General features: G+C 54.7%; 9 protein-coding genes. 4 read left to right on the top strand and 5 right to left on the bottom strand.

The features are described from left to right. The first annotated feature begins 54 nt into the window (after positions 1-54). The gene (locus SH467x_RS08530) at positions 55-8,613 is read left to right on the top strand and encodes a cadherin domain-containing protein (protein WP_482370850.1); all 8,559 of its coding nucleotides are present in this window, start codon (positions 55-57) and stop codon (positions 8,611-8,613) included. 14 nt (positions 8,614-8,627) lie between these two features. Here the strand turns inward: SH467x_RS08530 and SH467x_RS08525 are convergent, their stop codons facing one another. The 3 genes from SH467x_RS08525 to SH467x_RS08515 all read right to left on the bottom strand — a co-directional run bounded on the left by SH467x_RS08525 (position 8,628) and on the right by SH467x_RS08515 (position 13,165). After that, positions 8,628-9,611: an AAA family ATPase gene (locus SH467x_RS08525; protein WP_482371353.1), complete on the bottom strand. Its 984-nt coding sequence runs from the start codon at positions 9,609-9,611 to the stop codon at positions 8,628-8,630. 111 nt (positions 9,612-9,722) lie between these two features. Continuing rightward, on the bottom strand, positions 9,723-10,577 hold the full coding sequence (locus tag SH467x_RS08520) for a DUF4159 domain-containing protein (RefSeq protein ID WP_482370849.1): 855 nt from the start codon (positions 10,575-10,577) through the stop codon (positions 9,723-9,725). After that, the gene (locus tag SH467x_RS08515) at positions 10,574-13,165 is read right to left on the bottom strand and encodes a peptidase MA family metallohydrolase (protein ID WP_482370848.1); all 2,592 of its coding nucleotides are present in this window, start codon (positions 13,163-13,165) and stop codon (positions 10,574-10,576) included. Before SH467x_RS08515 ends, SH467x_RS08520 begins: the two co-directional genes overlap by 4 nt. A gap of 253 nt (positions 13,166-13,418) precedes the next feature. Here SH467x_RS08515 and SH467x_RS08510 point away from each other — a divergent pair, with 253 nt between their 5' ends. From SH467x_RS08510 to SH467x_RS08500, 3 genes are all read left to right on the top strand, one after another. Further along, a complete protein-coding gene (locus SH467x_RS08510) occupies positions 13,419-14,699 on the top strand; it encodes an outer membrane protein assembly factor BamB family protein (RefSeq protein WP_482370847.1) in 1,281 nt (426 codons plus the stop codon). 308 nt (positions 14,700-15,007) lie between these two features. Further along, positions 15,008-17,758, top strand: a complete 2,751-nt coding sequence (locus SH467x_RS08505; protein WP_482370846.1) for a 2-oxoglutarate dehydrogenase E1 component — start codon at positions 15,008-15,010, stop codon at positions 17,756-17,758. A gap of 25 nt (positions 17,759-17,783) precedes the next feature. Beyond that, positions 17,784-18,260 carry a hypothetical protein gene (locus tag SH467x_RS08500; RefSeq protein WP_482370845.1) on the top strand — a complete coding sequence of 159 codons (477 nt, stop codon included), beginning with the start codon at positions 17,784-17,786 and terminating at the stop codon, positions 18,258-18,260. A 113-nt stretch (positions 18,261-18,373) separates the two neighbouring features. On the opposite strand, the gene typA is transcribed toward SH467x_RS08500, so the two are convergent. After that, on the bottom strand, positions 18,374-20,200 hold the full coding sequence (gene typA / locus SH467x_RS08495) for a translational GTPase TypA (RefSeq protein WP_482370844.1): 1,827 nt from the start codon (positions 20,198-20,200) through the stop codon (positions 18,374-18,376). An 87-nt stretch (positions 20,201-20,287) separates the two neighbouring features. Beyond that, positions 20,288-20,749: a nucleoside-diphosphate kinase gene (ndk, locus tag SH467x_RS08490; RefSeq protein ID WP_482370843.1), complete on the bottom strand. Its 462-nt coding sequence runs from the start codon at positions 20,747-20,749 to the stop codon at positions 20,288-20,290. Positions 20,750-20,949 lie beyond the last annotated feature (200 nt).

Genomic DNA, 20,949 nt, shown 5'->3' with positions numbered 1-20,949 from the left:
ACATTCGCTACGTCCAGCGAATTCGGCACACACTACAACGAAGGCTTGCACGTCATGAAGTTTCGCACTGTTGGGAAGAACGTACGTCTCCGCCCGGAACTGGAAAGGCTTGAACTCCGTCAGCTATTGGCTGCCGACCTACCTTGGAATGCTTTCTCCTCGCTCGAGATGCAATCGGGATTGCAGGGTGAAGGAGAAGGAGCCTTGTACTATGTCGCGGGCAAAGAGATTGTCCCCTTAGAAATCCATCCCAATAAAATTGCCGTCGCGTTGGAAACGCCCACCCGCCCCGAGTCCCTTCTTCAGGGACAGTTGGAGTGGTCTCGAGGCGTGAACGGTCAACTTCAAGTTTACGAGTCGAACGGCTCGATCAGTGCATCGACCATCGAACAACTCCAGTCGCTTGGTGAAATCGAATACACCACGCCGGTGTTCGTTTCCGGACAAACCGAAATGGTCCTTCTCGATGAGATCATCGTCGGTCTCAAGCCGGATCAGACCATTGAAAGCTTGCTCGGCGACAAACCTCAATTCGAGTCGTTCCATCGCATGTTTGGCACGACCGATCAGTATGTGCTCAAGTTAAAAGATAGCTTGGGAGTGAAGACGCTTCAGCAAGCCAACGCGTTGCTAGCGGAGCCTGAAATTGCTTGGGTCTCCCCGAACTTCTATCAAAACTGGCAGAAGTTCTACATGCCCAATGACCCGTTGCTCGGTGAACAATGGCATTTGCATAACATCGGACAAGGGGGCAGTTTGATCGACGCGGATTCCGATGTCGTCGAGGCTTGGGATATCAATGCTGGTGGCTCATCCAATCTGGTGATCGGTGTGATCGATGACGGCGTGCAAGGCTCTCACCAGGACATTCGAGCTTGGGTGAATGCGGGTGAGGTCGCAGGAGATGGAATCGACAACGATGGAAATGGTTACGTCGACGACGTCAATGGTTGGAACTTTGTTTTCAACACGAATCAATCCCAGCCTCAGAATCCAGGGGATGCGCACGGGACGTCGGTCGCAGGTGTGGCTGCCGCTCGAGGGGATAACAACGAAGGTGTGGCGGGAGCATCGTACAAATCGTCTGCCATCAGTATTCGAATGTTCGATGGAGGTAGTGTCGCAAACGATGCCAATATCGCGAACGCGTTGCGGTACGGAGCCGTTCATTCCGACATTGTGAACAATTCTTGGGGAGGTGGCTCGGTTAGCAATGCGATCAACTCCGCATTGGCTTGGGGGGTTGTAAATGGTCGCGGTGGAAAAGGGGCAGCCTATTTCTTTGCGACCGGGAATAGCTACAACTCTGCCATCAGCTATCCAGCCAGCCAAGCGCTTGTGAACACGGGGGTGGTCGCCGTGGGAGCGACAAACAATCAAGGGATGCGTTCCAATTACAGCAACTATGGTTTGGGGACCGACTTTGTCACCCCGAGCAACGACACGCGCGCCGGATACTTGGCGATCCAGACGACCGATCGAACGGGGGCGGCAGGCTATGCTGCGGGCGACTACACAGGGACCGGCGCGACCGGGTTCGGAGGTACTTCCTCGGCAACGCCACTCGCGACGGGTATCGCCGCGTTGGTGTTGGCACAGGCGGAAATCTTGAATGTCGACTTGAGTCCAGCCCAGTTGAAAACCTATCTCCGCAACACGACCGATTTGATCGGTGGAGTGGCTTACGATATTCAGACCGGGTTCCATCCCGAGTACGGTCAAGGTCGCCTCAATGCGTTCACCGCGGTAGCGGGCGTGGGGAAGCCGGAAATTTCCGTCGTGGACTCCATGGTCGAGTTTCCATCGGGGGCCAGCGTGCCATTTGGATCGTTGTTCGTCGGTCAATCGGTTTCCAAGACGTTCCGGATTCGCAATCAAGGAACTTCGCCACTCCAACTGACGAACCTCACTGTGCCTGCTCCGTTTTCGATTCTCTCGACATTCGGAGACAGCAGTTTGGGCATGGGAGAATCCACCAACATCACCATCGCCTTCGCTCCGACGGCAGGAGGTAACTTTCTCGAATCGGCGATCATTTCCTCGAACGATTCCGATGAAGGATTGTTTGTCATCCAATTCACCGGCACGGCAACATTGGCCGATGTCGCTGGGAATATATACGAGGACTTTGCTCGCGATTCGGCGAGAAGTCCGTTCGATACCGGCGTGGATGTCGGCGCGTTTGCATACGTCGATGCGGACGATTCGGGCACTTTCAATGCGGGGGAGACGCAAGCTTTCGTGGATACGACTGGGGCCTTTTACTTTGGGACACTTCCCATCGGTACCCATCGCATCCGAAGCAGCTCACCAGGTTGGCAGTTGGTAGCCCCTGCGAGCAACAACTACACCGTCACCTTGGTCGATGAGACGAGTAACTTTCAGGGATTGGATTTCGGTTATCAAAAGAACTCGAGAGCCTACGCACGCGCGTTCAATGATCGCAATCTCGATGGAGTGATGGATGCCAACGAACTGCCTCAGCCAGGACTGCTGATTTATTCGGACACAAACGCAAACCGACTCTTTGAGCCTTCGTATTTTCAAACCACACCTGTCCCCGTTCTGGACTTGGAAACCTCCGTTTCGACGATCGAGGTACCAGAGAGCTTTACCATTCAAGACTTGAACGTCTCTGTGCGAATCACGCACAGTTGGATGGGAGACATGATTGTGACGCTCGTGTCTCCGACCGGCGCTCGTGTTCTCTTGGCAAACCAGCGAGGATCGAGTCAGGGTGGCTATATCAATACGATCTTCGATGATGAAGCGACTGTGACGATCGGATCGGGGACATTCCCCTACACGGGACGCTATCGCCCCGAGTCCACTTTAACGGCGGTCGACGGTAGCGATGCAAAGGGAACATGGAAGCTCGAGGTCTTTGATACGTTCGGGGCGGATGAAGGAGTCATCGAAGCTTGGTCGTTGAATTTCGGTGGAAACGAAATCGGTAGGAGAACCAATGGGGATGGGTTCGTCGGAGTGGACGTGCCTGGCGGGACGACTCCGTTGCAACTGGAGTTGAGCGGCACCTTCGATTACACCGTCCCAAGCAACGGTGTTCGCAATGTGACGGGGTCTGTCAATCCGATCAATGGACTGCTGTTTGGTGTTATCAACGAGAACTTTGCTCCGACAAACCTCTTCTTGAGCAACTCGAGCGTCCCGGAAAACCGTCCTATCGGAACGTCGGTCGGATCGTTCACGACGCAGGACTTGAACACACGAGATACGTTTGTTTATAGCTTGGTTGCAGGGGGTGTCGACAACGCAAGGTTTTCCATTGTTGGGAACACGTTGCGGACCGCCGCGATGTTTGACTTTGAAACCAAGAACAGCTATTCGATCCGAGTGCGAAGCACAGATTCGGGCGGACTGTATATCGAGAAAGACTTTGTTATCGCGGTCATCGATGTCAACGAATCGGCTTCGACGATTTCTCTCAGCAACAATATCCTTGCAGAAAACGAGCTGGCACCCCACTTTGTCGGTACGTTAAGCACCAACGATCCGGACACGGGGGATGTGGTAACGTATCGATTGGTTGCAGGTGCGGGTTCCGGGGACAACAGTCTGTTTCGAGTCACCGGAAATACGTTGGAGGCGATCGTCTCTCTCGATTTCGAAGCGAGATCGTTTTATAGCGTCCGTATTCGCGCCACGGATATCTCGGGATTGAGTATCGAACGTTCGTTTGTGATCATTGCGACCAATGTCAATGAGGCACCGCAAGCGATTCAGATCACCAATACTCAGATTTTCGAGAACCAACCTACCGGGACTATTGTCGGCAATATGAACGCCACCGATCCTGAAAACAACGTGATTCAATATGCGTTGGTGGGAGGGGATGGCAGCGACGACAATCATCGCTTCACCATTGTTGGACAGCAACTTTTTGCGGCGGAGTCGTTTGACTTTGAAACCAACAAGCGGATGGCGATCCGCGTCCGGGCAACGGATGCTGGCGGATTGAGTATCGAACGGAGTCTGGTGATCGGTACGTTAAACGTGAACGAGAATCCCACGTTATTGGAGCTGTCCAACGATACGGTGGACGAGTTTCGGCCGATGGGCACGGCGGTGGGGTTGCTTTCGACAACGGATCCCGATGTCGGCGACCGATTCACCTATTCTCTGTTCGGCACGGCATCGTTTCCGGACAATATGCAATTCAGTATCGTCGGCAACGAGATACGCACGGCGGGTGTATTCGACTTCGAATCGAGGACCGAGTATGTGGTTCAAGTACGCTCGACCGACTTGGGAGGTTTGTCCTATTCCATCCCGCTGACGGTTCGCATTCGCGACGTCAATGATCCACCGAGCGATATCGGATTGTCTTCCAATGAAATTGCGGAAAACGCGCCGGTTGGAACCGCGATTGGCACATTCAACACGTTTGATCCCGATAGCGGGGATACGTTTGTCTACTCATTCGCGACGGGAGCCGGTGCCACCGACAATGCCCTCTTCAGTCTTGCAGGTAATGAGCTTCGGGCTGCCGCGACGTTCAACTTCGAGACCCGCAGCAGTTATTCCATTCGCGTCGCCAGCGTGGATGCGTCGGGAGAACGCTTGGAGAAGTTCTTCGCAATCCGCGTCGCCGATGCACCGGAGGCGCCCACGACCCTCGTGCTAAGCAGTAATCAGTTCCCCGAGGACGCAAATTCTTCGTATCCAATCGGAATCTTTTCAGCGACCGACCCGGATGCAGGGGATACGTTGGCCTATTCGCTAGCTACAGGAACTGGGGATACCGATAACAGTCTGTTTGAGATCACAGCTAGCGGAGCGCTCAGGACTAAGCCCGGTACGGCGTTTGATTATGAATCGCGTTCGTCCTATTCCATTCGTGCACGCGTGCAGGATAGCGCGGGGCTTTCGCACGAAGGGGAGTTCGTACTCCGTGTTACCAATGTCAACGAATCCCCTTATTCGCTGGATTTGACTTACTCTCTCAGTGAGAATACTCCCTCCTCCACCCCGGTTGGCCAACTGACCGCGCTCGATCTTGATACTCCAGATACCTTGTCGTTTTCGCTGGTAGCCGGTGTTGGGAGCGATGACAACGGTTTGTTCTCCGTGACGTCGGGTGGTGCTTTGACGCTTCTTTCGCCAGCGGACTTTGAAGCGAAAGAGACCTATTCGATTCGCGCTCGTGTGACCGATGTTGGAGGACTATGGGTTGAAGGTTCTTTCCTTCTTCAGGTAAGCGATGTTCCTGAAGCACCCCTTGCATTGAGCTTCTCTCCGACTTCGCTTGCCGAAAATGCGGACTTGGGTGCAGTCATTGGTTCTCTGAGTACGACAGACTCGGATCGAAATGAATCGTTTACCTACTCCTTCGTAAACGGGGCAGGAGGCGATGACAATGGGCAATTCGCTATCATCGGAAATTCCGTACGTTCGCTTTTCGTGCCTGATTTCGAAACGAAGCAAAGCTATCAACTTCGCATTCGATCGACGGACAAGGATGGACTCTCGATTGAAAGTCCGTTTGTTGTCAGCATTATCGATGTGAACGAGTCACCAAGCTCGTTGGCGTTGAGCGCGAACACCCTAGCGGAGAACGCGCCGTCTTCAAGTTGGATTGGGCAGTTGAGCGCAATCGATCCCGATGGTGGCGACATATTGACGTTCGAGCTTGTTTCCGGTGCTGGCGATCTGAGCAACACTCTCTTTGAAATTCGAGGTGATGAGCTCTTCGCTCGGGATCCATTCGATTTCGAAACATCCCCGGTCCATACCATTCGGATTGCGGCTCGAGATTTAGGTGGATTGCAAGTGGAACAGACGTTTACGATCTTGATTCAAGACGTGAATGAAGCACCGACACCACCGACCCTGACCCGTTTTGACCTTGATGAGAATAGTCCGACCGGAAGCGTGATCGGACGGATTCTCTCGACAGATGAAGATTTGAACGATCCAACCCGTTTTGAGTTGGTGGTTGGTTTCGGGGATGATGCAGACTTTGTCCTGGCGGGTGATCAACTGTTGGCTGTCGGTTCGTTTAACTTCGAAGACAAGAGCCTTTATACGATTGCCATTCAAGCCATCGATCGATCGGGAGATGGTCCTATTGCGACGTTCACGATTACCGTGAACGACGTGAACGAAGCTCCCACGACGATTAGCCTTGCAAGCGATTGGGTGGTTGAGAACGTGTCGATTCCTTGGAGTTTTGGCCCCCTTTCACACAATGATCCCGATGCGAACGATGTGCTGACCTGGTCGCTCGCTTCGGGGTTGGGAGATGGCGACAATGGTCGCTTTGAAATCATCGCAGGGGAATTGCATCTCATCACGTCTCCCGATTTCGAATCGCAGAGTGAGTATTCCATTCGACTCCGCGGCGAAGATCTGGGAGGACTGTTCGTGGAACAAGCCTTCGTGCTTCGCGTCCAGAACGTCGAAGAGCTCCCCTTTGGGCTGACGCTCTCGAACGACACGCTTCCAGAGAGTCCTGATGCGAACCGTTTGGTCGGACTGTTGTCGGCGACGGATCCAGATGGGCTTCCTATGGAGTACGTGCTCACGGCCGGGTTTGGGGACGCCCAGTCCTTTGCCATCGTAGGCAACGAACTTCGAATTCTCAACCCGACCGATTTTGAATCGACTGACTCGTTTGTCATCGGGCTGACGGCAGGCGACGCCGCCGGGAACGAGATTACGCAAATCTATTCGATTTCGATTACCGATGTGGAAGAAGCCCCCACCTCTATAGCGTTCAATCGCAGTTCCGTGCCGGAGAACTTCCCGATCGATACGCCGATCGGTATCTTCACGGCAACCGACTCGGATCGGGACGAGACCTTCACCTACACATTGCTCGGTAGCGAAAACCACGGGCTGTACATCCTCGGCGATCAATTGTTTGCAGGCGAACTCTTGGACTTCGAGTCATTGATCTCAACCTCGGGTCTCCTTTCGCTGACGGTTCGCGCGACCGATTCATCCAACTTGTTTGTCGATCGGACGATCGACTTGCAGGTGCAAGACATCAACGAAGCTCCCACACGAATCTTCTTGAGCCAGGCGACGACCGTCGAGAACAATCTTCCTCCGACCGAGATCGGTTTGCTAAGCACCGATGACCCGGACGCTTTTGTCGTCCCAATTCGCTTTACTTTGGTCGCCGGCGAAGGAAGCTTGGATAACAGCCGATTTGAAATCGTGGACGATCGGTTGGTATTGATCGATACGACCGATTTTGAGCAATCGTCAACGCTTCGAGTTCGTTTGCGAGCGACCGACGAACGGGGAGGATTTGTAGAACAGACCTTCTCGATTGGCGTTTTCAACCAAAATGAATCTCCCTTCGATCTTCAATTATCGAATGCGACGATAGAGGAAGGTCCGACTACCGGCCGATTGATTGGGCTTTTGACGGCCGTGGAGCCCGATGGTAGTCCGATCGAGTTTGTGCTCCCAGCAGGCGGAGGGAATAACGATGCATTCGAGATTCTGGGCAATCAGCTCAGGTTGATCGGAGAAGCCAATTTCGAAGTGCAATCCTCCTACAGCGTGGTGGTTCGCGCCGTCGATCCGCAAGGCCTCTACACGGAATCTCCATTTGAAATCGTGATCACCGACGTCGCGGAATCCCCGACGGGATTGAGTCTCAGTAACACCCGAATCGATGAAAACGTACCTGTCGGGACGTTGGTCGGAAACCTTACGACGACCGACCCTGACTTAGGTGAAACTTTTAGTTACTCCATCTTGAGCATCGATGGAGATGCGAGCAACGGAAGCTTCGTGATCGCCGGAAGTGAATTGCGCACCAACGCTCGCATGAACTATGAAGCCCTCAGTGGTTATGTGTTGCGGGTTCAAACCACCGACAGCGATGGATTGCAATTCGATCGGTTGCTTCGCATTGACTTGAACGACCTCGTTGAGTTGCCACCGCAAGCGTCGAACGATGCGGGGCGCACGACGATTGGGCTTGCGATGATGTTGAATGTTCTTTCGAACGATCTCGATCTCGATGGACAAATCGAACCATCAACGATTGAGATTGTAGGATTGCCGGCCCGTGGATCGGTTCAGATCTTGGCAGATGGCAGTCTGCAATACACGCCATCGAGCAATCCTCTCGTCGGCCTCATTTACTCCGATGCGTTCCAGTATCGAGTTCGAGATGATCAAGACGTGTGGAGCAATGTCGCGACGGTCGATCTCCAGGTCGATTCGGCATTTTTCAATCGGCAAAATCCATTTGATATCGATGCAGATGGATCGGTCACACCCCTGGATGCATTGGTTCTCGTGAACGAAATCAACTTGACAGGAAGCCGTGTCCTGCCCCGTCCGGTACCCTTCTCGGCGCCTTATATTGATCCCAATAACGATGGGACCCTCGATCCGCTTGATGTGTTGCAAGTCGTGAATTACTTGAACAACTCGAGTGGGTTCGGATTTGGGTTAGAAGGGGAAGGGGAAGGGGAGGCAGCGGAGGGTGCGACCGAAACGGGTGCGATCCCTGCAAATGCAATTGCGGGGCTCGATTATCTCTACAGCCATTGGGATGACATCGGAGCAGCCAGCTTGGCGAACGACGATGCGACCGATAGCACGAGAAGGTTGCGAGCTCGGCGATAGATTTTTGTGAGTGGTTAGGCGATTTCGCGAACCAATCGTGCGATGCAATCTTCGATAGAAACACCTTCTGCTTCCGCTTTGTAGCTGAGCAGAATGCGGTGGCGGAGGACGGGGTGGATCAACGCGCGGATATCGTCTTGGGAAACATGCGAATGTCCGGCCAAAAGGGCTCGGGCCTTCGCACCGAGGACCAGCATTTGGGCAGCGCGAAGACCGGCCCCCCAGCTGATCCACTGATTGACGAAATCGGGGGCGCCGCTTCGGCCGGGCCGAGTCGCGTCAACAAGCTTCACGGCATAACCAGCGACTTCTTTAGCGATCGGCATGCGACGAACCATCTCATGAAATTTGAGAATATCTTCGCCGCTGAAGAGAGGTTCGATCGGCTCGCTCCGGCGGCTTGTCGTGTCTAGCACGACTTGCAATTCGTCTTCAAAGGGGAGGTAGTCGATTAGGACATTGAACATAAAGCGATCGAGCTGGGCTTCCGGGAGAGGATAGGTTCCCTCCATCTCGATCGGGTTCTGGGTTGCCAGGACAAAGAAGGGTTCCGGCAGCCCGTATCGCTTTCCTGCCGCTGTGACCTGGTGCTCTTGCATCGCTTCGAGCAATGCCGCCTGTGTCTTTGGAGGAGTTCGATTGATTTCGTCTGCCAAAATCACATTGGCGAAAACTGGGCCGGGGACGAACTGCAAGGATCGACGTCCATCCACTTCCTCCAATATTTCCGTTCCGGTGATATCTGCAGGCATCAAGTCCGGTGTGAACTGAATGCGTCGAAAGTCCAAGTGAAAGACTTGCGCGACGCTTCGCACCAGCAACGTCTTAGCTAGACCTGGTGCTCCGGTAATCAAACAATGCGAGCCTGAGAAAAGGCAGATGAGCAATTGTTCGATAACATCCTTCTGCCCCACGATGGTTTTCGAAAGTTCGCTATAGATGCGATCTCGCCCCTCTCGAATTTGCGCGACGACGGCTTCTTCTTCCTCGGGAGCAATGGTGATGTTTCTCAAAGTTGCGTTCCTGCTGATAGGGATAGTTGCGATCGATCATACCACACGAGACTTGCGTCCGTACGAGACGGGCAACACGGTCTTCGCGGGAGCCTGTTAGTGGCTCATAGCATAGGTGACGATATTGATGCCTAACGGATAGGCCTTTTTGACGGAGAACTCTTCAAAGTACCAAGGGTCTTCCCCCTCGCGTTCCCAACCGTCTCCGAGATCGGTGTTGTGGCAAATGAAGACCATGATCCGTCCGTTGTCGTCCGTGATGGCTCGGTAGTTGGCATGGCTCGTGTCGGATCCAGATCGCGGTTCCCAAATAACTCCCGAATCTCGCCCTGCCCAAGCTGCGTTGATCGATGGAAGTTGCGGCTTCTCCTTCAAGTCATAAACGCAGTGGAAGATTTCGTGTTCCAGCGGGACGTCGAACGGTTCTCGATCTGGGAAGACTCGCTTTATTTCCTGATAGAAATTGTCGTACTCCTCGTCCCCCCAAAAGTCATCCACCATGAGGAAACCACCGTTGAGCAAATACTTACGCAACGCAGTGACTTCTTCGGGATAGAACGTCAGGGCTCCCGGTTCGATGATGTAAATGAACGGGTAATCGAACAATGCGGGATCGGTAAGCTGCAACACGATCGGTTCCGGGTTGACTTTGATCGTCGTCATTTGCTGCAAACGAAGGGAGAAGTTCAATTCGCTATCACGAAAGTCAGTCGCCCAACCGCCACCTCGGCGTCGATAACCACCCGACTCGTATTGGATACGCACAAAGGTGAAGACATCTTTGGCGAATTTGCGTTCTACTTCCCAAGTAGGAACACCTTGTCTTCCTACGTCGCGCCAATCGCGCCCGCGGCGACCCCACTGAGGACCTTGGGACCACAGGACGCCCGCGGTCCCGATGAGTATCACAAGTCCCAACCACATCCATCGAAACGATTGCGTTGAGCTCATCTTCCCTTCACTTCCTGTTTCTTAGGTTCTGGCTGCTTCTCAGGCTTTAGTTTTGTTTGCATCGAGACCAGCATGCGCAACGCTTCGGTGAACCGAGGTGATTCCTCCAATGCCAACAGCAGATGGCGCTTGGCCTCCTCCGACTTGCCCTGTCGATCCAGTGCCACGGCGAGGCGATACTCGATCCAAGCGATATCGAACGGATCCAGTTCCATGCAGGCTTTCCATGCGGCTTCAGCGATGTCCCACCTCTCGCACTTCTCTGCAGACAAAGCGCGTCGTTCTTGCACGTCGAACCGTAGCGGCTGAACGGCTTGCATCCGTTCGCACCATTCCAATGTCTCGAGAGCCCGCCCATCTTTCCAGTCGATGTCACTGACCCTGAGCAGCGCGTCGAGTGCATCGGGCGATCGCTCTAACCATCGAGTCAAATGCGTGCGTTCATCGGCCGAATTCCCAAGCTCTCGAGAGATGCGGCTCAGCATCGCATGGCATCCGTCGGACCGATGATCCTCGGGCCACAAGGTCTCCAGCTCTTTGGCAAGCTTCAACGCTTCTTCCCATTTGCCGTTTTGGATAGCGCCTCGAGCAGCTCGCTCGATGCTGTAGTAGGACTTCGGATTCTCTTGGTACCACGCCTCGAGTTCGGCTCGATCGCCGCCGGTCGGTTTGCTCCAATCCGCCGAGGGAGCTAACCCCATCGCTTCCTTTTTGATGAACGCCTCAAACTCTTGGTCGAGCGCTTCGAGGCTTCCCGGAGCTCGGCGTAGCGCGTCATCGGCGGGCATTCCGATCGCCAGATTATCTAGCAACTGAAGCATCGCAGGCATGCCGTAGGTCTCGATCAAGAATTGCACAGCCAGAGAGGATTCGAAGTAGGCAAACTGGACGTGCATGGGGGACTTTGCATTCAAGAACGCGCTGCTCAGTTTGCTCAGCGGGACCAGATCTTCTCTGAGGATCATTTCTCGATAGGTGGGGTCCATGCTTTGTCCCCACGTTTTATCGCGAAGTCTTTCCTCATAAACAGAGATGCCTTCTGAGAGCCATCGCGGCATTTTGTTCCTGGTCTTTTGGAGCGTGACGACGTGGCAGTACTCGTGCCACAAAACAGACTGCCAATTCGAATCGACTTGAAGGGCCGCGGGTGAATTGGCTGTGATAAGCCGCCCGAAACAAACTCCTAAGAAGCCTTGGCCACCAGGAAGACCGAATGTCCGAATCGCAAAATCTTTTTGTTTTGGGAAGATCTCTACATAGACGGGTTCCTCCAATTCGACGGCGTATTTCTCCGTGAGGACCTTTCTCGCTTGGGACAATAGTGTGACGACATCTTGGCCATAGATCTTTGCCTCTCGAGCGTCCATGCGGATCACGAATCCCGGTGCTTCGAGCGTTGCGAAACGATCCAACTCTTTCTGGAGCTGCTTCAAATTGAAGATGGTGACATCGTAGGGGTCTTCGGTTCGGACCTTATCCACCCAAGTCCAACCGTCGTCGGTTTTGCCGAGCCGCAACAGATCCTGTGCGAGTTGTGTTTGAGCCGGAACGTAGCGAGCGTCCATGGTGAGGGATCGGCGCTGGTAATCCACCGATTCGGAGAATCGGTAGTGCATCGCCAAATGTTTTCCGATCGTGTGATCGACTTCTGGGTTCAAGGCCCATGGTTCCAGCGCTTTGCCGCGATGGCTTCCCTCGTCTGGATATCGACCTTGCAAGTGTGCGATCGCGGCGCGGAGAGCCCACATTGCAGGCAGCCGCGGGTTCACCTTTTCGACTTCGCTGAGCACCTCGAGCGCCGCGTCATAAGCCTCCTCGTTCATTTTTTCTTCTGCGACCATCAGCAGGGATGGAACGTAGCGAGGATTGATGGCGAGGGATTCCTTCAAATGGTTGGTCGCTCGTTCTGGTTCGGTTGAGGACCATGTTTTGGCGAGCAAGTAATGTACTTCGGGCGACTTCTCATCGAGTTTGATCGCCTTTGCCAGCGACTGCGAAGCCACCTTCGCATCGTTTTTGCTCAATGCCATGCGAGCGGTTGCCAGGTGCGCATCGATCATAGCTGGATCCGCTTTGATGGCTTGATCGAAACATGCCTTGAGAACCGTTTTGGGATCTTCTCCTCGCAGGAGAAAGTATTCTCCGAGGGGAACCAACTCGGAGGAGCCCGTGTAACGCCAGGGGCTGCGCTGGACCATGGTGTCGATGAGTTCGAATTGCTCTTTCGCCTTCGAGCTTTCGTTGTTCATCCGGTAGACTTGGATGGCAAGCAGGCGGATGCGGAGGCTATCGCCGAATCGAGTCAGCGCGTCCTCGAGGACGGGGACCGCATCGGCATAGCGTCCGAGGGTCAAGTAGGTTTCGATCAAAGTGGCGGGCCACTTTTCGTTCCAGACCCTCTTTTCGACTTGCTCTTTCGAGATGGCGATCGATCGATCGTAGTCGCCGACTCGAAGGGCTTCCTTCACCGCCTCTTGATCCGACACGGATTGAGCCGGCGCGGTCGATATCCATGCAAGCACCCAGCCGATCGCGACCAGCCAAGCGGTGTAGTTCGCGGTATAGTTCGCCGTGTTGTTCGTTACCATTCCAGGCAATCCCATTGCGACAACCAGCCTCGTTTGGACTCGAGTTCACCGGCCCTGTGTAGCCGATTTGCTGGTTAAGCCTAACGGGTTCGAAGGCTGAAAGCCACCGTTTGGTGGGGTGAATCCTTCTCATCGCTCCGTGTCGCGCGCCACCGTTGCGGTGGGTGTTGCGTTAGGATACTCTTGCGACCCTCGCATTCGCAGGGTTTTTGAGTTTTGTGAGATCCGATTTCTATCCAATCCAGAGCCGACCATGAGATCTACATTGCGATACTTCCCGATGGCGACTTTGCTCCTTTCGTTGCTTGCATCGCAGGGGGCGATTGCCCAAACCCAGCGAGTGAACGATGGACTGGAGGTGGCAAAGGGAGATTGGCCTTGGTGGCGTGGGCCGGCTCGCGATGGGTCTGCAGATCCGGCCCAGTCCCCTCCACGGGAATGGGACGAAACCAAAAACGTCGCTTGGAAGTCCCCGATCTTGGGGCGCGGCTATGGGTCGGTCTGTTTGTCGGGATCCAAGTTGTTTTATTTAACCTCCGAGGAAGTGTCGGGCTCGCAGACTCTCGTTTGTTTGGATCGGCTGACAGGCCAGCGGCAGTATGAAACGGTTGTCCACGCATCCGGGGGGATGCGAAAGAATGCGCGATCCACGGCGGCTTCTACTACTCCGGCGACGGACGGCAAACTCGTGTTTGTGACGCTTCCGAACAGCGATGCCATCTGGTTGACGGCGGTTCGTCAAGACGGAGCCATCGCTTGGCAAGTGCGTGTGAGCGACTATGTGGAGCATCAAGGCTATGGGGCATCTCCGGCGCTCTATCAAGATTTGGTCATCGTTTCGTCCGACAATAAAGCGGGGGGTGTCATAGCTGCTTATCTGCGAGCATCGGGTGAATTGGTTTGGAAACGAGATCGTCCGAAGCTACCGAACTATCCCTCTCCGATTCTCTTGAGAGCGTCAGGACGTGATCAAGTCGTGGTGACCGGCTGCGATCGGATCACCAGTTTGGATCCAAAAACCGGCGACACACTTTGGGAGACCGAGGGGGCGACGACCGAATGCGTCACGTCGACCGTCACCGATGGGAAACGCATTTTCACCAGCGGTGGTTACCCGAGAAACCACATGTCCGCTGTATTGGCCGATGGGTCCAAGACGAAGGTCTGGGAGAATGACAACCGGCTTTACGTACCATCGCCGCTATATCGGGATGGGACTCTTTACGGGGTCCTCGACGCGGGAATCGCGATGGCTTGGGATAGCGAAACCGGAAAGGAACTGTGGAAGCAACGGCTGGGGGGAACCTTTTCCGCGTCACCGGTCCTGGTGGGCGACCTCATCTACGCGACCAATGAAGCGGGGGAAACGTTCTTGTTCCGGGCCGATCCAAAGCGGTTCGAGAGTTTGGGGAAGGTTCAGCTGGGCAGAGAAGTCTTCGCGACACCTGTCATCAGTGGTGGGGCCATTTACTACCGCTGCACCGAAGCGGGAGAGGGCGAGCGCCGCGAAATGCTTTACTGCATCCGACCCTAGTTGCGGGCAACCCGCTTTGGAAGCCAAACCTGTTCCGAGGGCCAAATCCGCTCCCGAGACGCGGGGAGGAAGAACTCGACGCACCCGCCCAACCGCCTATAATCCCAAACAGCTCTCGACCTCGACGCGGCTGGATTGTTCGGTTGGGATTCCCCCCCGTTGGGGCGATCCTGCGGGCCTTGAAAATGACCTTGGCATTGCATTTTGTCGCAGGATCTCCTAGTAACCCTCATAAGTGGAAGCCATAATCAGAGCTCCCCATGGCTTTCTCAGGCCAGCGTCACCACCTTTGATGAAACTCTAGAAAAATGAATACCTACAGTCTCGATTACATCGACGACTTATACGTTCGTTACATCCAAGATCCAAACAGTGTTTCGGACGTTTGGCGCAAGTATTTCGAGGAGTTTTCCCTCGCGACGCAATCCGAGGCTCTCTACTCTGGGAACGAGCCTGTCGGTGGGAGCAATGGCGAGGTACCGGACGCGCTGTGGCTGGCTCGGATGCAGGAGCGAGTCGATCAACTCGTTCGAGAGTATCGAGTCCGTGGGCACTTGATGGCCAAGATCGATCCGCTCGGGTTGAATCGAAAAGGGCCACCTGAATTAGATCCACAATCGCATGGTCTAACAGAAGAGGACATGAACCGTCCTTTCACGTCTCCCACGTTGGAGTATGCCAACGGACGGACCGTCGGCGACATCATCGAAAAGCTTCGCACGACCTATTGTCGAAGCATCGGCGCGCAGTTCATGCACGTCGATAACCGCAATATTCGAGACTGGTTGCAACGTCGCATGGAGTCGACCGAGAATCGGTTGGCATTGTCGCGCGAAGTGCAGACGCGGATTTACACCAAGCTCGCGGACGCGACGATCTTCGAAGAGTTCGTTCGAAAGAAGTACGCGACAGCCAAGACGTTCTCGCTGGAGGGAGCGGAGAGCTTGATCCCGCTTCTGGACCGAGCCTTAGAAAAGGCTGGTCAGCACGAGGTCAAAGGGGTCGTCCTAGCGATGGCTCACCGAGGGCGATTGAACGTTCTCGCCAATATCATGGGCAAACGTCCTCAAAGTATTTTCTGGTCATTCGATGACCCGAACCCCGAGCTGTTTCGAGGGGGTGGCGACGTGAAGTATCACATGGGCTACAGCTCGGACTGGACGACCAGTACCGGTCAGACCATTCACATATCGCTCTGTTTCAATCCCAGCCATTTGGAGTTCGTGAACCCCGTTGCCTTGGGTCGCTGTCGAGCGAAGCAGGACCGGGTGGGGGATATCACCCGAAGCGAGCACATGACGATCTTGATCCACGGCGACGCTGCGTTCATCGGAGAAGGTATTGTTCAAGAGACCCTCAACTTGAGCGAACTTCCCGGATACCGAACGGGCGGAACCCTTCATATCGTCCTCAACAACCAGATCGGCTTTACGACCGAACCGGCGGAGAGCCGAAGCAGCACCTATGCGAGCGATATTGCCAAGATGCTTCAAATTCCGATCTTCCATGTCAACGGTGAGGATCCGGAGGCGGTGGCGCAGGTCGTGAATTTGGCGATGGACTTCCGCAAGGAGTTCGAGAAAGACGTCGTGATCGACATGTACGCCTATCGCCGGTTGGGGCATAACGAAGGGGACGAGCCTCGCTATACCCAACCGTTGATGTACGCCGCGATCGACGCCAAAAAGCCGGTTCGCGATAGCTACTTGGAACATTTGCTCAACATGAACGAGCTGACGCGCCAAGAGGCGGATGCGATCGCGGAGGTTCGGCATAACCGGCTATCGCGTGAGTTTGAATTGGCCAAGAGCGAGCCGTTCGTCCATGACTTGACGTCTCTCACGGGCATTTGGGACGGTTACTTCGGCGGGCCAGAACCGGTGAACGAACAGATCACCACCGGGGTCCCGCGCGCGACTGCAGGAGAATTGTTGACCAAGGCGTGCGAAGTACCGGAAGGGTTCCGACCGCACCGAAAATTGATGCGGATTCTGGATGACCGCCGCGAGATCGCCGCGGGGCGGCAGCCCGTCGATTGGGCCTCTGCGGAGATGCTGGCGTTTGCGACGCTTGTCACCGAGGGGCATCCGGTCCGTTTGACCGGTCAGGACTGCGAGCGAGGGACTTTCTCGCATCGGCACGCGGTTCTCCACGATGAGAAGGACAATCGCAAGCATATGCCTTTAAAGCATTTGTCACCCAATCAGGCGATGATCGAGATCATCAACAGCCCGCTTTCCGAGTCGGCGGTTCTGGGATACGAGTACGGGTACAGCCTCGATTGCCCAGAAGGCCTGATCGCTTGGGAGGCCCAGTTCGGAGATTTCTCCAACGTTGCTCAATGCGTGATCGATCAATTCATCGCGAGTGCGGAGGACAAATGGAAGCGATTGAGCCGTCTGGTCATGTTGCTTCCACACGGGTTTGAAGGGCAAGGCCCAGAGCACTGCAGTGCGCGACTGGAACGCTATCTCATGATGTCAGCAGAGCACAATGTCATTGTTGCCCAGCCCTCGACCCCCGCTCAGTTTTTCCATTTGCTTCGTCGGCAGGTGAAGTCGAAGTGGAGCAAGCCGTTGATTGTTTTAACGCCGAAGAGTTTGCTTCGGAACAAAGCTTGTGTGTCCTCGCTGGACGACATCGAGCATGGTAGCTTCCGAAAGATTCTGCCGGACGATCGACCTGCAGGGACACCCACCTCGCGGATCATTATGTGTAGCGGCAAGGCCTATTACGATCTATTGGATGAACGAACGCGTTTGGGGCGCGACGATGTCGCCCTCGTTCGCGTTGAGCAGTTCTATCCGCTCGAAGCGAGCAAGGTATTGGAGACGCTTAGCGTTTACGAAGCGGGAACGCCGCTCTATTGGTATCAGGATGAGCCATCCAATATGGGGGCTTGGCAGTTTGTGAAGATCCATTGGGGAGATGAGCTCGCGTCGCGATTCCAATTGCAGAGGATCTCGCGAGCCGAATCTGCCAGTCCATCGACCGGCTCTTCTCGAGCTCACAAACTGGAAGAGCGAGATTTGCTCAACGCAGCTTTTGGCCTTGTATAAACGTTGCGGGACGAAAGGGCAAACCATGGACCGATATGTCGACGTAGCATTTGATTGCTTGCCGCTGCGCAGCATCACCCGTCTCGATCCACCACTGGACGCGTCCCCGGGATTGGTCGCGAAATTCCATCGGATCAAAGATGCAATTCAGCAGCACGGAACCCACAACACGTATTACTTGCACAACGCCAAGTGTCGGTTCTTTGTCACGAACGACCCTAACCACGGCATGATTGCATTCTCGTTTGAAGGGGTCTTATTCACCGACGATCGAGATGAGTTATCGCGACATTGCGAGCTTCGAGTGCAATTGGACAAAGAAACATGTCCGTGGCTTGAGCAGCACGTCGTGAAGTGGTTTGCTGAAAGTGTGAACCATGCCGTCATGGTCGAGTTCAATCGATTCATCGACGCGGGCGGTTCGGAGCAAACCAAAGAACGTATGGAGAAGCTGGAAAAGAGCTTGGAGGAATCCGGCGGCTTCCTGGGAATGCATCTTTAAGCCAGCGAAGTAACACGCGTCTTCATCGTTTGCAGTTGCGTGCAACAACCATCCCCTCGACGGGGATGGCATATCGTATGGAGGTTTAGGACTCCAACGTTGCAAACCGAGGCTTAGCTGACAGCCAATTCGCCAGGGGATTTGCTTTGGCGACGGCGGTCGCTTTCTCGCAAGTGAATCTTGCGCAATCGGATGACGTTTGGAGTCACTTCCACCAACTCGTCGTCTTCGACGTATTCCAACGCCGCCTCCAAGAAGAGTTGTCGGGGTGGCTTCAAGATGATGTTCTCATCGCTACCCGATGCACGGATGTTGGTCAGCTTCTTTTCCTTGCTCGGGTTCACGACGAGATCGTTATCGCGAGCGTTTTCGCCCACGATCATCCCTTCGTAAACATCCTCACCTGGTGCAACGAAGAGTTCCGAGCGTTCTTGCAGAGCGAAGAGTGCGTAAGGAATCGCTTTGCCCGGGACCATGGAGATCAAGACCCCGTTGGCTCGGCGAGGCAAATCGGCTTCGAGGGTTTGGTATCCAGAGAAACGGTGGTGGATGATCGCCGTGCCTTGCGTGGCGTTCAGCATTCGGGTTCGCAAGCCGATCAGACCCCGTGCTGGAATCGAGAATCGGAGGAGCGTGTATTCACCTCGCGGCGTCATCTCTTCGATCTTGCCTCGTCGGTTTCCGACCATTTCCATGACCGGACCCATCTTGTCCGTGGGGACTTCAACGTTGAGGACTTCGTATGGTTCGTGCAATACGCCGTCGATCTCTTTCAAAACGACGCGCGGTTTGCTGATGCTCATTTCGTACCCTTCGCGTCGCATCGTTTCGATGAGGACGGAGAGGTGGAGCACGCCACGGCCGCGGACGGCGAAGGCTTCGCTTCCTTCGACGGGGCGGACTCGCAATGCGACGTTTCGTTCCAGTTCTTTTTCGAGGCGAGCTTTCAGCTGTCGCGTGGTGACGTACTTTCCGTCTCGGCCGGCGAGGGGAGAAGTATTGATGCTGAAGATCATCTCCAGGGTCGGTTCGTCGACGCGAAGACGAGGGAGCGGATTGAGTTCACCTCGATTGCAGATCGTGTCGCCGATCTCGATGTTTTCCAGCCCGACCACGGCGACGATATCGCCCGCTTTGGCGTCTTCGACATCGATGCGACCGAGCTTGTCAAACATCTGCAAGTTCTGGACTTGGCAGGGAACGACTTTGTCTTCCTTGGCGATGTCTACGTTCTGGCCTTTTCGCAACGTACCGGATTGGATCCGGCCGATGGCGATCCGACCGACGTAATCGGACCAATCCAAATTGGTCACGAGGAGTTGGAGAGGAGCGTCGGGCTCGACATCGGGGCCTGGGATGGTCTCGAGCATCATGTCCAGCAGCGGAACCATGTTGTCGCCGGGCTTGGTCCAGTCGAGGGTCGCATATCCGCTTCGGCCGGATGCGAAGATCACGTCAAAGTGATCCATGAAATGTTCGCCGCCGAGGTCGCAAAGAAGCATCAAGGCCTCTTCGACGACTTCGTTGCATCGAGCGTCCGGTCGGTCGATCTTGTTGATCACCACGATAGGTTTGACGCCGACCTCCAATGCTTTGGAGAGAACGAATCGGGTTTGAGGCATCGGGCCTTCTGCGGCGTCCATCAGCACCAACGCACCGTCTGCCATGCGCACGACCCGTTCGACTTCCCCGCCGAAGTCCGCGTGGCCCGGGGTGTCGATGAGGTTGATTTTTACCCCTTTGTACTCGATCGCGATGTTTTTGGAGAGGATGGTGATCCCCCGCTCCCGTTCCAGATCGTTGCTATCGAGGATCCGTTCACCCTGCAATTGCGAATCGCGGAACTGGCCGCTTTGTTTCAGAAGGCAATCGACCATCGTGGTCTTGCCGTGGTCAACGTGAGCGATAATGACGATATTGCGGATGTCGTTGCGACGCATGGATCACTGCCGGGATAATGGCCAAACTCCCGAGAATGATTCCCGGGTGCTGTTCATAAATCAGAAAAAAGGTGGATGAAGAAAGGCTTAGGTTTCATCGCTAGCTCGGAAGCTACCGACAAGGGTGGGTGTGTAGGAGCAAATCTCCGACGCGTCGAAGTAGAGCGCCAATTCGCGTGCGGCGGACTCTTCGCTGTCGGAAGCGTGAACCAAATTCATTTGGCGGGAGCTGGAGAAGTCGCCGCGGATGGTCCCCGGAGCTGCCTTCAGGCCGTTGGTCGCACCGAGCATCTCGCGAACCACGCGAATCGCTTCAAGACCTTCGATCGCCAAGGCGACGATCGGCGAGGAAGTGATGAAGTCTTCGAGATTCTGGTAGAAGGACTTGGATACGTGCTCGGCATAATGCTGCTTGGAAAGCTCGGGCGTCACGCGCAACATCTTCATCGCGATGATGTTCAACCCCTTCTTTTCGAAGCGAGCGATGACTTCTCCGATCAGCCGGCGTTGCACACAATCGGGTTTCAGCAGTACTAAGGTCTTTTGCATAGCGAACAATGGTTGAAAAGGAGAGGTGCCCAAACAGACGAACAGCGGCCTCTTTCTCCGCCATTGGAATCCATATCCTTCGGCCACTGTAACCTCGAGTATTGTTTCTATTTTCTCGCAAATGGCTAGTTCAAAACCCTTGACATTCACTGCGATTTCGCAGACGGACCTTGTCCGCTCTCCTTGTCGAAAGAGTGGTA

The sequence above is a fragment of the Brakhagea slesvicensis genome (genome assembly GCF_052161625.1).
Classification (GTDB): domain Bacteria; phylum Planctomycetota; class Planctomycetia; order Pirellulales; family Pirellulaceae; genus JBKCUI01.
Note: the sequence above shows the minus strand (reverse complement) of the source record. Positions and strands in the feature narration are given on the sequence as shown.

Excerpts from the sequence above, each read along its gene's own strand:
- typA (WP_482370844.1), bottom strand. The coding sequence starts at position 20,200 with ATGCGTCGCAACGACATCCGCAATATCGTCATTATCGCTCACGTTGAC.
- SH467x_RS08515 (WP_482370848.1), bottom strand. The coding sequence starts at position 13,165 with ATGGTAACGAACAACACGGCGAACTATACCGCGAACTACACCGCTTGG.
- SH467x_RS08505 (WP_482370846.1), top strand. The coding sequence starts at position 15,008 with ATGAATACCTACAGTCTCGATTACATCGACGACTTATACGTTCGTTAC.
- SH467x_RS08520 (WP_482370849.1), bottom strand. The coding sequence starts at position 10,577 with ATGAGCTCAACGCAATCGTTTCGATGGATGTGGTTGGGACTTGTGATA.
- ndk (WP_482370843.1), bottom strand. The coding sequence starts at position 20,749 with ATGCAAAAGACCTTAGTACTGCTGAAACCCGATTGTGTGCAACGCCGG.
- SH467x_RS08500 (WP_482370845.1), top strand. The coding sequence starts at position 17,784 with ATGGACCGATATGTCGACGTAGCATTTGATTGCTTGCCGCTGCGCAGC.
- SH467x_RS08510 (WP_482370847.1), top strand. The coding sequence starts at position 13,419 with ATGAGATCTACATTGCGATACTTCCCGATGGCGACTTTGCTCCTTTCG.
- SH467x_RS08530 (WP_482370850.1), top strand. The coding sequence starts at position 55 with ATGAAGTTTCGCACTGTTGGGAAGAACGTACGTCTCCGCCCGGAACTG.